Origin of the sequence: Bifidobacterium intestinale (assembly GCF_023656765.1) — a bacterium.
GTDB classification, from domain to species: domain Bacteria; phylum Actinomycetota; class Actinomycetes; order Actinomycetales; family Bifidobacteriaceae; genus Bifidobacterium; species Bifidobacterium hominis.
Map to the genome: position 1 here is coordinate 1 of NZ_JAMOKR010000003.1, position 16,854 is coordinate 16,854.

The 16,854-nt window shown below is 56.2% G+C and carries 9 protein-coding genes; all 9 read right to left on the reverse strand.

The window, feature by feature from the left end:
- Positions 1-435: 435 nt before the first annotated feature.
- The gene (locus NBH13_RS04780; protein ID WP_250779142.1) at positions 436-1,998 is read right to left on the reverse strand and encodes a 3'-5' exonuclease family protein; all 1,563 of its coding nucleotides are present in this window, start codon (positions 1,996-1,998) and stop codon (positions 436-438) included.
- Between the two features lie 571 nt (positions 1,999-2,569).
- Positions 2,570-3,226 carry a peptide deformylase gene (locus NBH13_RS04785; protein WP_003835375.1) on the reverse strand — a complete coding sequence of 219 codons (657 nt, stop codon included), beginning with the start codon at positions 3,224-3,226 and terminating at the stop codon, positions 2,570-2,572.
- 63 nt (positions 3,227-3,289) lie between these two features.
- On the reverse strand, positions 3,290-4,672 hold the full coding sequence (gene glmM / locus NBH13_RS04790; RefSeq protein ID WP_039199130.1) for a phosphoglucosamine mutase: 1,383 nt from the start codon (positions 4,670-4,672) through the stop codon (positions 3,290-3,292).
- Positions 4,673-5,083: 411 nt separating this feature from the next.
- Positions 5,084-7,693, reverse strand: a complete 2,610-nt coding sequence (gene pepN / locus NBH13_RS04795) for an aminopeptidase N (RefSeq protein WP_250779143.1) — start codon at positions 7,691-7,693, stop codon at positions 5,084-5,086.
- A gap of 194 nt (positions 7,694-7,887) precedes the next feature.
- Positions 7,888-9,717 carry a ribonuclease J gene (locus NBH13_RS04800; protein ID WP_333939281.1) on the reverse strand — a complete coding sequence of 610 codons (1,830 nt, stop codon included), beginning with the start codon at positions 9,715-9,717 and terminating at the stop codon, positions 7,888-7,890.
- A 491-nt stretch (positions 9,718-10,208) separates the two neighbouring features.
- Positions 10,209-11,114 (reverse strand): 4-hydroxy-tetrahydrodipicolinate synthase, encoded by a 906-nt coding sequence (dapA, locus tag NBH13_RS04805; protein ID WP_250779145.1) that lies wholly within the window; start codon positions 11,112-11,114, stop codon positions 10,209-10,211.
- Between the two features lie 340 nt (positions 11,115-11,454).
- Positions 11,455-14,319 (reverse strand): heavy metal translocating P-type ATPase, encoded by a 2,865-nt coding sequence (locus NBH13_RS04810; RefSeq protein ID WP_250779146.1) that lies wholly within the window; start codon positions 14,317-14,319, stop codon positions 11,455-11,457.
- Between the two features lie 219 nt (positions 14,320-14,538).
- On the reverse strand, positions 14,539-15,291 hold the full coding sequence (gene dapB / locus NBH13_RS04815) for a 4-hydroxy-tetrahydrodipicolinate reductase (protein ID WP_099571691.1): 753 nt from the start codon (positions 15,289-15,291) through the stop codon (positions 14,539-14,541).
- 163 nt (positions 15,292-15,454) lie between these two features.
- Entirely contained in the window at positions 15,455-16,819 is a 1,365-nt protein-coding gene (locus NBH13_RS04820; protein ID WP_250779147.1) for an MFS transporter, read from the reverse strand.
- Between the last annotated feature and the right edge of the window lie 35 nt (positions 16,820-16,854).

Sequence of the window (16,854 nt, forward strand, 5' to 3'; positions counted from 1 at the left end):
AACCACTCGCTGAGCGGCAGCAAGAGATAAACCTACAGCACAACGGCCGGCAACGCAAATCGGACATCCACGAACACCACGAAAACCATTGAAAACACTGGACTCCACCGGCGTGTCGAAAACACGGGAAAAGCGGGCAAGGAACACCATCGCGCGGCAAAAGACCGTCGGAAAAACCTCAAAACACCCCACCGCAAGCCAACATCCGGGCGTGTCGCAACCGCAGTGAGTGAATGAGCGTGGCCGAAGGACAAATACACGACATCCAGCGGGCAAGACATCCAGCGGGGAAACAACACGACTACGCGTGGCACACATTCAGCAGCGTCAATTCGCCCATCCAACTTGCGCTACGGCATCCAACTTGCGTTGCGCCATCCAGCTTGTGTCTTGCCGCCCAACTTGCGAGACACTCCGCCCACCAGCACCTACCGTCTACCAACGCTTGCCGCACCGTTTGCCGCCATTGCCTGGCCTACCGGCCGCGCTCCATGGCCCACGCCCCTCGGCATGCAGCGCACCAAGATGATGCTTCATGGCGACCAGCATGATATGCGCATCTTCCAAGCCAAGATGCCGCTCGCTTTGGGAAGCGTCCAACGCGCCCTGGCGTTTGGCATACGCATCCAACGTGTTATTGCCATACGGATGCTCATCATCGGGAATCGACCCCTCATCCCAACGACGGCTCATCGGCAACGTGTCGATGATCGTAATATTGCCGGCACGATAGCTTTCCGCATATCCGGCGACGTTCAACATAAAAAAGCTGTGCTCGAACCGGGCGTTGTGCGCAACGTACGGCTGCTGTTCAAGCCGTTGCAGCAATCCGACCTGCGCTTCGGGCCATTCGTCAAACAAGCGAAAGTCAGTGCCGGCGCGATCGCGCACATCAATACCAGTAAGGTCGAGGATCAAAGGATTGCCGAGCAGTGCGTTCTGTGCAGGCACTCCGAAGGAAAGACGCGCCTGACCGTACGCGTCGCCGGCCTCGTAATAGCCCTGTTCGTAGCAGTAGCCCGAAGGCTCACCGGCCGGACGCGGCGAGATCATGTTCATGAATTCGAACCCGGCGTCGATGATATACACGCGGGCCGGATCCGTGCCTGTGGTTTCAATATCAATGCCCATCACCGTGTCGAGGTCACGGCCAGGGAGGTAGGCGTCACGCCAATCCGACTTTTTGTAATCCGCCAAACGTCGAGCTTGCGCGGCCTCCGCCGAGTCAGCGGAACTTCCAAAAGAACCAAAAGAACCAACTGCACCCGTGCCAGTAGAGTCACGGTCCCCATAATCGAATACACGCGAACCTCCCGGACTCGTCACCCCGCTCAAGTTCGCGCGCGACATGGCGTAATCGCTGGCACGCTTCTGCTCACGCTCTGCGGCACGCCGTTCGGCACGACCATTGACGATCTGTGCGGTGCGATCCTGAATATCGTCGAGATTCACACGGTTGCCCGCTCCGACCACAGGCTGTAGCACGGGCACCGTCACCCGTTCCCGGCGTTCTTCGGCAATAGTCCACAAGCCCATCGCAACGCCAATCCGACGCAACATGGCAATTTCGTCACACAACCGACGGTTCGCATATGCGAGCGCGCGAGGCAAACGGTAAGAAGCGATCAAACGGTCGAAATCCGTCATGAAAGCGGTGTTGCATTGCGCGATGATGGATTCGAGACGGTCTCGCACCGTCAGATCCTTTTTCAGCAGATTATGCAGCTGTTGGGCGGATAATGACGAATCCTGCATGGAATCCGTTATTTCCGGAGTCGGCAAAAGTGCGGTATCGGCGGCGTCCAAAACGGCAATCAGGTCGATGTCTTGGCTTTGCGCGGCTCCAATGCCGTGTTCCAAGTCGAGGGATGCGACCCACTGCCAGTCGATAAGCTGGTTGTCGGCATTTTTCGGCATCGATGCCGACCATTGGTTGATGTCTTGCTTGGCTTCAGTAAGCCAGGAACGGCCCGTCTTTGCTTCGTTCATACTTTGCATGGTAGCCGAGAGGGGGTGCAGTACACGTCGACGCCCACGAAAAACATGCTACTTCTCGGATAGCGCAATCTCCTTTTTTCAAGATTCGAAAGCGTATCTTAAATTCGTTTATTCCGCAGAATTCAATACAGGAAAGAAACTAATGTTGCGAAAAACTATTATGTTCACCAAAAATACCTTGTTTGACTGTGTCCATGCACGTTGCGCGCGTAGTACGACGTCGCGTACGAAATCGTTTCGCCATGATGATGACGCAGATGGTGCTGGAAATATCACGCGATATAACGCTGCGAAAGATAATCTTGCGAAATGCAAACATGGTTACGTGCATACGTGCGTGTGCCGTGGGGAATACGATGCGTGCGCGCATTACACAGGACATACAAACGATGGCATGACGAAAAAATGATGGCATAACGAAAAAAGGGAGAGGCTCGTAGGCCTCTCCCCCTTGTTAGGTATTCACGGATTTCCGCAACGATCGGATTCGTAACAACCGGATTCCGTGTTGATTGGATTCCACAACGCCTTTGCCGCACATTATGCGCTTACAACGGCGCTTACCCCTAAGTTACAGTTCGAATCCGAGTTCGGCTGCGGCTTCGTTAGGAACCGGATCGTCGCACCAGAAATCCTCAAGATTCTCGTTGGTGGCGAGGCTGCGGATTTCCGCCTTGTCGATATACAGTTCGCCGCTTAAATGGTCGGTTTCGTGCTGGAAGATGCGGGCTGGCCAACCATGCAGATGCTCCTCATGCTGTTTGCCGTCTTCATCTTGCCAGCGGGCGGTGATGTCAAGCCAGCGCTTGCGTACCGCCTGATAGCCGTCGAAGCTCAGGCAGCCTTCGTAGAAGCTGCGGGTTTCGGTGCCGATCGGCTCATAGCTGGGGTTGATGATGACATGGAACGGGAATTCGGCCGCTTCACGCGGATCATCGTCATCGTCGTCACGCACATGGTCTTCCACCACGGCGAGGGCCAGTCCAAGACCGATCTGGGTTGCGGCGAGGCCCACGCCCGGCGCTTCGATCATGGTGACGCGCATGGTTTCGATGAGTTTGTCGAGCGTTTTGCGGCTCAGCTGGCCTTCGTAGGCCGCGGTCTGCTGGCGCAGTACCGGTTCGCCTGCTTGCACGATGGGGAGCAGTTGTTCCTTGCCGCCGGTTTTTATGAGTTTTTCAACCTCGCGGTTGAGTTCGAGGTTGACTTTCGAATTGCGTCCAAACATGGGTTTCCTTCGCGTATTGGTTCAGGATTTTGGATTGCCGAATGATGTGTATCGGCAGTGTGGTTACAGGGCGAGTTCTTCGGCTACGACTTTGGCGAGACGGTCGCAGACCTCGTCGGCCTGCTGTTGGGTTTCCGCTTCGGCCATGACGCGCACGAGCGGTTCGGTGCCGGATGGGCGCAATAGCACGCGGCCGGTGTCACCGAGCATTTTCTCTTCGCGTTCGACGGCCGCCTGCACTTTGGCATTGGTTTTAGCCGCGAGCTTGTCGACGTTCGGCACGTTGATGAGGGTTTGCGGCAGTTGCGGGAAGTCGGATGCGAGTTCTTTGAGGCTTTTGCCGGAGTTGACCACTTCGTTGCATAGGGTCAATGCTGTGAGGGTGCCGTCGCCGGTGGTGGCGAATTCGCGGTTGATCACGTGTCCGGACTGTTCGCCGCCGAGCGAATAGTCGCCGCGCAGCATTTCTTCAAGCACGTAACGGTCGCCCACGCCGGTTTGCACGGTTTTGATGCCCATGGAACGCAGGGCGAGTTTCAGGCCGAGGTTGCTCATCACGGTTACCACGAGGGTGTCATGGTTGAGCTTGCCCGCGTTCTTCTTGGCGCGTGCGAGAATGCCCATGATTTGATCGCCGTTGACCATGGTGCCGTCTTCGTCCACGGCGAGGCAACGGTCGGCGTCACCGTCGAAGGCCACACCTAGATCGGCGCCGGAAGCCTTGACCATGGCCTGCAGCTGTTCGGGGTGTGTGGATCCGGCGTTCTTGTTGATGTTGTAGCCATCTGGCGAAGCGTTGATTACGATCACGTCTGCTCCGGCGCGGCGCAACGCTTCCGGCGCGACCACGGAGGTGGCGCCGTTGGCGCAGTCGGCCACGACTTTCAATCCTTTCAGCGGTGTCGGCTGGGACTTGTCGGGTCCGATGGGAGCGATGGTGGACACCAGATGGTCGATATACAGGTTGGTTGCGGTTGCCGTGTCGTGGCTGATGCGGCCCACGCCGGCACCGGTCGGGCGTTCCCAATCCTGGCCGAGCACGCTTTCGATTTCGTCTTCTTTGGTGTCAGGCAGTTTGAATCCGCCACGTGCGAAGAATTTGATGCCGTTGTCGGGCATGGGATTGTGGGATGCGGAAATCACGGCACCCATTTCCACGTTCAGCACGGAAGTCAGGTATGCGACACCCGGAGTTGGGATAATGCCCGCGTCGATCACGTCGAATCCGCCTGCGGACATGCCTGCGGACAGTGCTGCCGCAAGAAAATCGCCGGAAACGCGAGTATCACGGCCGACCAGTGCACGGCGACGACCGTCGAATTCGCTTTTGCCTTCGTCATCGCCAAGCACACGCACTGCAGCATCGCCCAAATCCAACGCAAGCTGTGCGGTCAAAGCCCTATTCGCCAATCCTCGAACACCGTCTGTTCCGAACATACGTGGCATGAGTCTCAAGTCCTCGCTATCTCAAATTATATTGCCGTGCACCATCGTACTCAACGGGTTCACCATTCAACGAAATAGTCGACAACATGTTGCGATACCTGCATACTGCAGCAGCGATGTCATGCAAACCGCAGTATGCAACGTCATGAGATTTCCGCAATCTCAAGCTTCTTGCAATCTCACTCCCATCTTCCGATTCCGACCGGCTGGGCCATTATGGGCCCGAAAGACCCACTGTCCATAACCGTTATGGGACCGGCCTTTGTTTGGGATGGCTTGTCTGGAAGCAAACAAGTCCGGACTGGCAGCGAGATAAGTCACGCCGCCAGTCCGGGCTTATGATGCGATATCACAGAGTGATATCAAAAGTAGCTACTAAAAACAGCTACTGTAGTGGCATCAGGAACGGCATCAGAGGGATGCGTTGAAATCGCGCACCTTGAGCGTGCGATGCGACGATTCAACATTGCCGCGCACAATGCGCTGCAACGCGTTGTCGGCGTCCGCATGTGAAGCCAGCCAAGCATCACCGAGCTCCACCAGCGTGGCCGGATCGGCATAGCTCGGGTACAGGCCTTCCAGCAGAGCCTCAGCCATGTGGAAGGTCTTGTTCTTCCAAATCCAGTCGGCAACCTCGAAATACTTGGCCGCATAAGGTTCAGCCAAGTCGGCACGTGGAGTGGATGCAAAGCCGCGGGCCACGGATTCCAACTGCATGTTGGTCAGCTCGTCGTTGTGCAAAGCCTCGTTCCAAGCCCATTCCTTGGCTTCCGCAATGCCTGCGACCGCACGTGCACCCAATGCGAACTCACGGTTCTCAGTGGTTTCACGCTTGGCAAGTTCCGCGTCGATGTCGCTCTGGCCGATGGCGTTGATCGTGCTCAACGCGTTGATGATGGTCCAACGGAAATTATTGTCGATTTCCAAGCCGTCAAGCTTCACGGAACCATCGAGCAGACCCTTCGCATTTGCTTCGAACGCAGCATCGCCCGGCTCACCATAACCCAGATAGGCGGTGATCAGCTGGAACTGCTCGTCGGAACCGGCTTCGGCATCCTGAGCCAGTTTGAACAGTTCGGCAGCCACATGCTCCACCACTTCGGCACGGTCGGCCGGAGCGGTGTAATGCCATGCGGTGGTGCTGATCTGCGCCAAAGCGTAACGGAACGTGGTGGACTCATGTTCCGTGGCGAGCGCAGCCAAAGAGGTTTCGATGAACTGCTTTGCCGGCAATTCGCCGTCACGAGTCATATCCCAGAAGGCAAGCCAAATCACGGAACGAGCCAACGCATCGTCGAAACGATACAGGTTCTCCGCAGCGAACTTGAGGCTCTTCTCATCGAAGCGCAGCTTCGTGTATGTCAAATCGTCGTCATTCACCAAAATCAGCGACGGGCGTGCCTTGCCGGCAGCCGCTTCGACAATCGTCAGTTCGCCGTCAACATCAAGTTCGAACTGGTCGGTACGCACGATCTTGCCGGTTTCCGGATCCTCATTGTAGAAGCCGACAGCCAAACGATGCGCGCGCAGCACCGGATGCTCAGCCGAAGCGGACTGGCGCAACGCAAGCTGGCGAATCGTACCATCCTCGTTTTCCTCAACTTCGGTGGCGATGGTGTTGATGCCGGACTGTTCAAGCCACTGGGCGCTCCACGCCTTGAGATCGCGTCCGGACGTCAGCTCGAGTTCGGCCAGCAGATCGGCGAGCGTAGCGTTGGAGTACGCATGCTTGTTCAAATAGTTGTTGATGCCCTTGAAGAACTTCTCACGCCCCACATAGAACACGAGCTGCTTCAACACGGAAGCGCCCTTGGCGTAGGTAATGCCGTCGAAGTTGACATACGTGTCGTTCAGATCGTTGATCGGCGCGACGATCGGATGGGTGGTGCTCAGCTGATCCTGGCGAAGTGCCCAGCTCTTTTCACCGGAGCTGAACGTGGCCCAAGCGTCCTTCCATTCCGTGGCTTCGGCAGTGGCAAGGGTGGACGTGAACTCAGCGAAAGACTCGTTAAGCCACAAGTCGTTCCACCACTTCATGGTCACGTAATCACCGAACCACATGTGTGCAAGCTCGTGCAGCACGGTGACGACGCGGCGCTCGGCATACGCGTCGGTGACCTTCGATTCGAACACGTACTGGTCGCGGATGGTGACCATGCCAATGTTCTCCATAGCGCCGGCATTGTATTCCGGCACGTAGATCTGGTCGTACTTGGCGTACGGGTATGGCACGCCCCAAGTCTTCGCATAGAAGGCAAAACCCTTCTTGGTGATGTCGAACAGGTAGTCGACATCCTTGGCGAACGCTTCGGCGAGCGCCTGACGGCAGTACATGGCCATCGGCACGGTGCGGCCGTCTTCGTTGGCGTATTCGGTATGCCATTCGGCGTATGGGCCTGCGCAGATGGCGGTGAGGTAGGAGCTCATGGTCGGCGTGGATTCGAACACCCACAGCTTGGTGGTTTCGGCTTCGTGCGTGCCGAGCGTGCCTTCTTCGGTAACGGTTTCGTTGTCGGTTACGGAGGCGGCGGGCATGTTGGAAGTGACGATCCATGACTTGGCTGCGAGCACGGAAAAGTCGAACACGGCCTTGATATCGGGCTGGTCGAACACGGCGTACACGCGGCGAGCATCCGGCACTTCGAACTGGGAATACAGGTAGATGTTGCCGTCGGACGGGTCGACGCTGCGGTGCAGGCCTTCACCAGTGTTGGAATACTGGCACAGCGCCTTGACGGTCACTTCGTTGTGCGCTTCGAGGTTCTTCAGTTCGATACGGCTGTCGGCGAACGCTTCGGCCGGATCGAGAGTTGCGCCGTTGAGCACGATTTCGCTCACTTCGGTGGCGATCAGGTCAAGGAAGCTGGTAGCTCCCGGCTCAGCGTCGAACGTGATGGTGGTTTCGGAACCGAAATTCTTAGCTCCACGGGTCAGATCAAGTTTGACCGTGTAATGAACCGGTGCTGCGATAACGCTTTTGCGTTCTTCCGCTTCGATTCGGGTGAGATTTGCTCCTGGCATGTCACTCCTTTTTTATTGTGAAATTCCTATTTATGGAATAGGAGACGGCGCAACCGGTTGTGCCGGTTACGCCGTCCTTCTTTTGATTATGTAATCAACAATTATTGACGATCTGTCGATATTTCAATATTATTCCAATATTAATTTCACCGAAATCAGCGATATTGCGAAAATATTGACTATCTATCGATTCATCATTGCGCTGCATTCAATCCCATCGCTTCGTCAACATCCTGCGCGATATCGGCAACGACCGGAACGATCATAGGCTTGCGATGCAGCTGACGTGCGACCCAGCTACCCAACGTACGACGCATGATTTGCTGAAGCTTGTACGTATCGTGCGTGCCAGTCATCATCGCATCCTGCAATTGCTCGACGATCTGATGACGGACCTTGTCGAATTCGCTCTCGTCTTCGGCAACCGCGTTGAGATAGATCTTCGGGCCGGCGACAACGTCAGCCGTTTCCGTATCGACAACAACGAAGCTCGACACGAAACCTTCCGTGCCAAGAATACGACGCTTCTCAAGCTCTTCCTCGGTAAGTTCACCAACGGAATCGCCGTCAACGTACACGTAACCGCATGGCACGGAACCGACAACGGCAGCCTGGCCGTGGTACAAATCGACCACATCGCCGTCTTCAGCAAGCACCACGTTCTGCGGATCGACACCCGTCTTAACCGCGATCATGCCGTTCGCCACCAGATGGCGGTTCTCACCATGAATCGGCATGGCGCACTTCGGCTTGACGATGTTGTACATGTACAGCAGTTCGCCCTCATTGCAGTGGCCGGACACATGTACGGCGGCATTGTCTCGATTGACCACGCGGGCACCAAGCTGCACCAGCTTGTTGATGATCTTGTACACGCCATGCTCGTTGCCTGGAATCAGGGAGCTCGCAAGAATGACCGTGTCAAATTCGTTGATGGTGATGTCGCGATGGTTGCCGTCGGCGATGCGGCCAAGTGCGGCCATCGGTTCGCCCTGGGAGCCAGTGCACATGTAGACGAGCTTATCGTCTTGCACGTCATGAGCCTTCTTCAGGTCGATGACCGTGTCTTCAGGAAGCCTCAAGTAGCCTAAATCCGCAGCAATGGACATGTTGCGGACCATGGAACGGCCCACGAACACCACCTTGCGGCCATACTTGTGAGCGGCATCAACAACCTGCTGCACGCGGTGCACATGGCTGGAGAAGCTGGCCACGATGATCTTGCGCGTAGCTTGGGCGAACGCCTGATCAAGCGCTGGACCAATGGTGGTTTCCGGCTTGACAAAGCCCGGAACCTCAGCGTTGGTGGAATCCATCATCAGCAGATCCACGCCCTTTTCACCAAGCTTGCCGAACTCCACCAAATCGGTGATGCGATGGTCGAGCGGCAGCTGATCGAGCTTGATATCGCCGGTATCGATGAGGCTTCCGGCCGGAGTCTGCACAAACACAGCCAGAGCGTCCGGAATGGAATGCGTGACGTTCACAAACTCAAGATTGAACGGACCAACCTTCAGCTTGTCGCGCCCCTTGACCTCAACCAGTCGCGGATTGATGCGATGCTCATTGCACTTGGCTTCAACGAAAGCCAACGTGAGTTTGGAACCGATCAGCGGAATATCAGGGCGAAGCTTCAGCAGGTACGGCACGCCGCCAATATGATCCTCGTGGCCGTGAGTGAGCACCAGAGCCTCGACCTTGTCGAGTCGATCCTTGATGTAATGGAAGTCAGGCAGGATCAAATCAACACCCGGCTGCTCCTCTTCAGGGAAAAGCACACCGCAGTCGATGAGCAGCAGGTGGCCGTTGTATTCGATCACATTCATGTTGCGGCCGATCTCACCAAGGCCACCAAGGGGCACGATACGCATGGAGCCCTTGCGGTACTTCGGCGGAGCGATCAACACGTCATCCTGCTGGGGTGCGGTGGTCTGCGGGGCAAGACGGGAATTGCGGCGGCTGCCGGCAGAAGAGCTTGCCGCATTGGAATTCTTGGAGTTCCTAGAAGTCCTGGCGCTTTTCACATTCTTGACGTTCTTCACGCTCTTCGTGCCCTTGGAGGAACCGCTGCCATTGCCGCGGGAACCGCCACGGGCGGAACCGGACGCATCGCCAGCGCGAGTGCCACGACCACCGCTACGGCTAGAAGACTTCGTCTTCTTGGAAGTCGTTTCGGCCTTGTTGGGCTTCTCGGAGCTCACAGACTTCGCGGATTTCACATCCGAGGTCTGGGGGTTTTCAGTGCGCTTGGCAGCTTTGCTGCCGCGCTTGTGCGTAGTCACTGTTTTGGTTTCTTCTATAGCCATTTCCTAGTTGGATTTCTATTACTAATTGTCTCCGCCTGTGCGGAAACGAGGAATTCAGTAGGTTTGCCGCATTACGGCAAACGTATTACGGCAAACCGGTAGTCGCAATGCTTGCCGTAATCGTCGAGATTGATCGCCATGATTGCTGTAATCGCCATTGCACATCAGTGCTGCAAACATCGCTGCTGCAGGTATGGCAATAATCGCAATCACAGCAAGCCGGAAGCGCGCATGCCATCCTCCGCGCGCTTAATCTCAGCTTCGTTCGGACCGACGTTCGGCAAACGCATCGTCGTGGAATCGAGAATGCCACGCACCTTCAGCGACGCCTTCGCCATAACAGCTTGGAAGCCGCTTCCATTCATCGCTTCGACCAGCGGGGCAAGCTGCACGGCAATGCGCTGCGCCTCATGAATGTCGCCGCGATCGAACGCAGCAGCCAAATCACGCATCGGACCGGATGCGGCATGCGCGATCACGGAAATAATGCCGACCGCACCAACCGAAAGGAATGGCAGGAACAGGCCGTCATCGCCCGAATACCAAGTCAAACCGGTTTCCATACGCTTACGCACGGCACCCGCGATATCTCCGGTGGCGTCCTTGACTGCCTTGACATGATCAAGTTCAGACAAACGACGGTATGTTTCCAACTGAATATGCAAACCGGTACGGCCAGGCACATCGTAAATGATAATCGGCTTGTCGGCGGAATCATTGACCGCCTTGTAGTGGCGGAACACGCCCTCCTGCGACGGGCGCGAATAATACGGAGCAACCACAAGCACCGCATCGGCGCCCGCCTCCTGGGTCTGCTCCACCATGCGCACGGTGTGGGCGGTATCGTTGGAACCCGCGCCGGAAATAACGGGAACGCTCACCACATCTTTGACGGCCTGAACCAGCTCGACCTTCTCCTCCATGTGGGTGGTGGGAGACTCGCCCGTGGTGCCATTGACCACAAGGCCATCGGCGCCATCGGCAACAAGCTGCTTCGCAAGCTTCTGCGCGGCCTCGAAATCAACGGAACCGTCGGCCTTCATAGGGGTGACCATGGCCGGAAGAATACGTCCGAAAGGAGCGGGATCAAGAAGATGCATAGTACCGTCAGTCATAGTGTCAACGGTACTTCCCGCCACGGACGCCGAAGCATTCACGTTCGTGACCATACCGCAATATGAACTGCCTCACCGAGACCAAAATCCCCCAGTCACTGGAAGAATCCTCCCGCTGCCAAGCCTCCCACAGTCCAAAAACTCCCAGTCACTGGAAGAATCGGTACGCTAAACAACCCTTCACAGTCCAAAATCGCCCAGTCACTGGAACAATCGGTACGCTTAGCCGCATACTCAGGCGGATTCAATCCAAATGACCTCACGACTTCGCTTTCCTGACCGCACAATACTCCAAACAGTGCGGCCAGAAAGAGGGAAACGTGCGGCCACCAGAACAAACTCAGTCGAGGTATTGGGTGGGGTTCTGCTCGAACTTGGCGGCGCAGCCCGGATTGCAGAAGTAGTAGGCGGTGCCGTTGTATTCGCGGGTTGCAGCGGCAGTGGCCGGATCCACGCTCATGCCGCAGACCGGATCCTTGGCGAGCGCGCTCTGATTGTCGTTGGCAGCATGGCCGCCACAGCAAGAGTGCATGCCTTCCATACTCTCGTGGGCGTTTTCCTTCTTGGCTTTGTGATCACTGAACAGTCCCATGATGAATCCTTTCTGACTGTGGTTGTTGTGATTATTATCGTTCGGGTTCGGCTGACGAACCTGATACGTCTTACGAAGCGCCTTGCCTGGATCGAACAGGCGCAGTCGACTCGCATTCGTCACCACGCACAGCGACGAGAACGCCATGGCCGCGCCCGCAATCATCGGATTAAGCATCATGCCGGTGAACGGGTACAGTACGCCCGCCGCAATGGAAATGCCGACGCTGTTATAGCCGAGCGCAAATCCAAGATTTTGCGCGATATTGCGCATGGTGGCGCGGGTCAAGTCGAGCGCATGCACCAAACCCATCAGCGAGCCATTCATCAATGTCACGTCCGCGGACTGGATCGCCACATCCGTGCCCGTTCCAATGGCGAATCCCACATTCGCGCGGGCAAGCGCCGGAGCATCGTTGATACCGTCGCCCACCATCGCCACCGTATAGCCTTGCGCCTGCAGTTTTGCGATTTCGTCCGCCTTGTTTTCCGGTCGCACTCCAGCGATCACATTGCTGACGCCAACTTGATTTGCCACGGCATGTGCCGTCGTTTCGTTGTCTCCGGTGAGCATCACCACGTTGACGCCATGTGATTTCAAGGCTGCGATAGCCTGCTGCGAATCGGCTTTCACCGTATCCGCAACGGCCACGATTCCCGCAAGCTCGCCGTCGATCGCTGCAAGCATCGGCGTTTTCCCCTCCGCCGACAGCCGTTCCATAGTCTCGATAATGTCATCGAGATCCTCATCGCCGACGCTCGGCATGGCCACGTCAAGATCGTCGATCAGATCAGTATTGCCAACAGCGACACTATGTGACGCGACATGCGCAGTGACTCCCTGCCCGGAAATCGCATGGAATTGCGTTGCCTCACCTAACGTAAGATGCTTCTCTTGCGCGCCTGCAACGATCGCGGCGGCAAGAGGATGTTCGGAATCCCGTTCGGCACTAGCTGTGATCGCCAGCAAATCATCTGTCATTTCACGCCATTTTCCAAGCGGAAGCACGTCGGTCAACGACGGTTTGCCAGCGGTGATCGTACCTGTTTTGTCAAGTACGACAGCATTGATTTTGCCACACGTCTCCAGCGCTTCGGCGGAACGAATCAGCACGCCCATTTGCGCGGCGCGACCGGTCGAAACCGTTACGGAAAGCGGTGTGGCAAGACCCAATGCGCACGGGCATGCGATCAGAAGCACCGAAACCGCCGCCACCAGCGCATGCACCACGCGCGGTTCCGGCCCGAACGCAAACCACAATGCGCACGACCATACGGAGATCAGCACCACAATCGGCACGAAAATACCGGAAATCTTATCCGCCATGCGCTGTACCGGAGCTTTGGAACTTTGCGCGGATTGCACCAATCCAATGATCTGCGCGAGCACCGTGTCTTTGCCGACTTTTGTGGCACGATACCGCAACGATCCGGTACCGTTGATCGTGGCACCGGTCACACTGCTGCCAGCCTGCTTCAGCACCGGCATGGATTCGCCGGTGATCATGGATTCGTCGACAGACGATGAACCGGAAATAACCGTGCCGTCAACGGGAAGTTGTTCTCCCGGACGAATCGCAATAATATCTCCGGCCAACACCTGATCGACCGGAATTTCCTCTTCGATTTCATTGCGCACCACGCGAGCGGTTTTCGGCTGCAGTTTCACCAATGCACGCATGGCTTCTCCCGTACCGACGCGGGCGCGCGCTTCAAGCAATTGCCCGACCAGCATCAGCGTGATGACCACACCAACCGCTTCAAAATACGGTTCTCGAGCATTCTCAGGCAGAATCTGAGGCACAAACGTGACCACACACGAGTAAGCAAACGCGAATACCGTACCCAAACTGACCAATGCGTTCATTTCCGGAGAACGGTGAATGATCGCAGCGAAACCGCTACGGAAAATCGGCAGTGCGGCATAGCACATCACCGGCAGCATCAGTATGAACTGCACCCAATTCGGCATCGGATACAGCATCAACATCGTAGAAGCGAATACCGGAATCGTAACGATGGCAGACACAATAAGCCGCGTAATCAATGCTCGCATTTCACGAAATGCGGAAGACTCGTCTGAAGAATTAGCAGAAATAGAAGAAAAATCAGAAGAAGTATCAACGGATTCATGCGATGTTTCATCAACAGCGGTTTGTTGTGATTGCGCAGGAACATGAGATTCTGCATTATTCGGATTTTTTTCCGACGCTGAATGCTCGTCCTGCATTGCAGCATGATGCTTTCCCGGCAGCACACGTAACGTGCCATGCAGCATATTCATACCGCATGCAAAACCGTACTCCCCCGGCTCATCAGGATGAATCGTCAACGTCGTCGTACGGAAAGGAGGCAGCGCAAGGTCTACGCCGAAATCGGAAAACACCACATGCGACGAGCATTCGCCATCTTCCTTGCGATCGAAAATCAATCGCAAAGGCAAGCCAGCCTCGGCTTCGATGACCGCCGGACTGTACCCGCCTTTGACTTCGACGACCGCCTCTTGCACACCGTTGCCGACGCGGGCTCGGAACGCTTTGCGCGGCGCGAAAAAGAACCACAAAACGGCTGCCGTCACAGCCAATGCGACGATGATGGCGATCAGAGCCTGCATGTTTCACCGGTTTCCATATTGCATTCGTTTTCGATTCGGACAGTCACACTGTATACCAGCATTTGAGCTGATTGCCAAGAGTCAGCGCACAGCTTTATTACGTAGGCACAGATGTATTGCGTAGATATAAGACGATACAAATAATCCCCAAATCGCCGATGCTTGGAATAAGCCAACATCAGCCGGTTTGGGGACTATTTACCGTTCAACCGTAAGGATTTACAGGTCGAGGAAGTTGTCGAGGCCGACGGTCACGCCCGGATATGAACCGGTGGCGACCTTGCGTACGGCCAACAGCACGCCCGGCATGAAGGAAATGCGGTCGAAGCTGTCGGCACGAATGGTCAGCTGCTCGCCGTCGTTACCGAACAGGGCTTCCTCATGGGCATTAAGGCCACGTAGACGCACGGCGTGCACATGAATGCCGTCAACCACCTGGCCGCGGGAGCCGCCATCGGTTTCGGTGGCATCCGGAACAGGGCCAAGACCTGCGGCCTTACGAGCTGCGGCAATACCCTGCGCGGTATGGAATGCGGTGCCGGACGGAGCATCCACCTTGTTCGGGTGGTGCAGTTCGATCACTTCGGCGGATTCGAAGTACGGAGCCGCAACCTTGGCGAAATAGTCGGCGAGCACGGCGGAAATGGCGAAGTTCGGCGCAATGAACACGCTCTGGCCTTCGCGAGGCGCGGCAGCGAGCGCGGCACGCACCTGATCGAGCTTCTCTTCGGTCCAACCGGTGGTGCCCACCACCACATCAACGCCTTGCGCCACGAGTGCGAGCACATTGTCAAGAGACACGCTCGGCACGGTGAACTCCACCACCACGTCGGTGTTGTCGGGGGTAATCTGGGCGAGGTCGTCGCCTGCGTCAAGCGCGAGCGCCAGTTCGGTGTCGTCCGCGTTGTTCACAGCGTCGACCACGTGGGAACCCATGCGTCCTTTGGCACCAACTACAGAAACCTTGATCATTGCAACTCCTTCAAGCGTTCTGGCTGCATCTATCTGCAGCAGCTTTCTACGATTCCAACGAATCCAACAATAGAATACAATTGCCCGAACATAATCCTTACGATCATTTTCGGGCAATTTTTGGAATGCTTAATTCGCATAGTATTTATGAATCACAGATCATCTATGAATGTTGCGAAACACTTCGACGCGTGATCACCCAGCCGAGCAGGGCAAACGGAATCGAGGCGAGCACGAAAATCCATGGCAGCATCAGGCTCACGTCGGGTGTGGCGTGATCCAATATGATACCGGTGATCATCGAACCGAATGATGCGCCGACGGTTCCTGCGGTGCTCACCCAGGAAAGACCTTCGGTCAACGACTCTTCAGGAACGGTTTCCTTCATCACGAGGTTGCCCGATGCGAACACCGGCGAAACAGCCAGACCGGTGATAATTTCCATAATGCCCATTACGATCAGATTGCCTTGGCACAGGTGAATTACAAAGAAGCCGACGGTGATCATCGCGAGGAACATGATCATGTAACGCCAACGGGACCCTTTGAGCTCGAGCGTTCCGAAAACCAGCGCGCCCATGCATGAACCGACCGCTAGCATCGCCAGCTGCACACCGAGCACGGAATCAAGATGCAACGATTTCATGACGGCTGTCATGGACGTGTCGAATGCGGTGAAACTCATGTTGAATATGATGAAAACCAGTAGCAACGGAATCACGCCAGCATAAGTGAATACGCTGCGTTTCTTGCGATTGCCACTCGTCTTCAATTGCGCAATGGTCAGCCTGTCGCGCGGTGCGGAACCCGAATCGCCAGTATTGTGGGCATCGCCATCAATGGTCAATCGCACATCAGCATCGTCGGAAGAGGCCGAAACGACCTTGACTTCATGCACGACCGGCGGCTGCGTGTCCTTCAATGTGAAGAAAATGGTACCGCCTAAGGCGCAGGCAATCGTTGGCACGAACAATTGCGAAACGGGGTGCACGGAAGCCGCAAGGAACGCTGCCAGAATCGGTCCGAAAATGAATACGATCTCATCGATGGCGGATTCCAGCGCGTATGCGGTGTTCAGCAGTTCGCCGTTGCCGGTGCGGTCGAGCACATACGCCCAGCGTGTACGCACGAGCGCGCCGAACGAGAATTGCGTAAGTCCCATCACCACAGCCAGCGCAAACAGCAGCGGGATCGGCACGCGCACCAATGCGGAGAACGCGAAACCAAGCATGGTGATGATTTGCACGACAAGCACCATCGAACCGACCTTGCGCTGTCCGAGTCGGTCGAACAGTCGCGCGTACAGTGGCGTGACCGCTGCGGTGGCGAGCACATACGCCGCGCTCATCACGCCCGCGATCGTCCAATTGTCGTACAGGTGGTTGAGTGCGAGAATAATGCCGAGTCCCATCATCGACATCGGCAGTCGCGCCAAAGCTCCGGAAGCGCAGAACGCTTTGGTTCCCGAAATGGAGAACAATACGGAATATGGCGACTTCGGGGTTTCGGTTGCGCTGGTGGCAGCCATGATTATCGCTCCTTAACTTTCGTTGCGTCCGGCAC

Excerpts from the sequence above, each read along its gene's own strand:
- dapB (WP_099571691.1), bottom strand. The coding sequence starts at position 15,291 with ATGATCAAGGTTTCTGTAGTTGGTGCCAAAGGACGCATGGGTTCCCAC.
- NBH13_RS04785 (WP_003835375.1), bottom strand. The coding sequence starts at position 3,226 with ATGTTTGGACGCAATTCGAAAGTCAACCTCGAACTCAACCGCGAGGTT.
- pepN (WP_250779143.1), bottom strand. The coding sequence starts at position 7,693 with ATGCCAGGAGCAAATCTCACCCGAATCGAAGCGGAAGAACGCAAAAGC.
- NBH13_RS04780 (WP_250779142.1), bottom strand. The coding sequence starts at position 1,998 with ATGCAAAGTATGAACGAAGCAAAGACGGGCCGTTCCTGGCTTACTGAA.
- dapA (WP_250779145.1), bottom strand. The coding sequence starts at position 11,114 with ATGACTGACGGTACTATGCATCTTCTTGATCCCGCTCCTTTCGGACGT.
- NBH13_RS04820 (WP_250779147.1), bottom strand. The coding sequence starts at position 16,819 with ATGGCTGCCACCAGCGCAACCGAAACCCCGAAGTCGCCATATTCCGTA.
- glmM (WP_039199130.1), bottom strand. The coding sequence starts at position 4,672 with ATGCCACGTATGTTCGGAACAGACGGTGTTCGAGGATTGGCGAATAGG.
- NBH13_RS04810 (WP_250779146.1), bottom strand. The coding sequence starts at position 14,319 with ATGCAGGCTCTGATCGCCATCATCGTCGCATTGGCTGTGACGGCAGCC.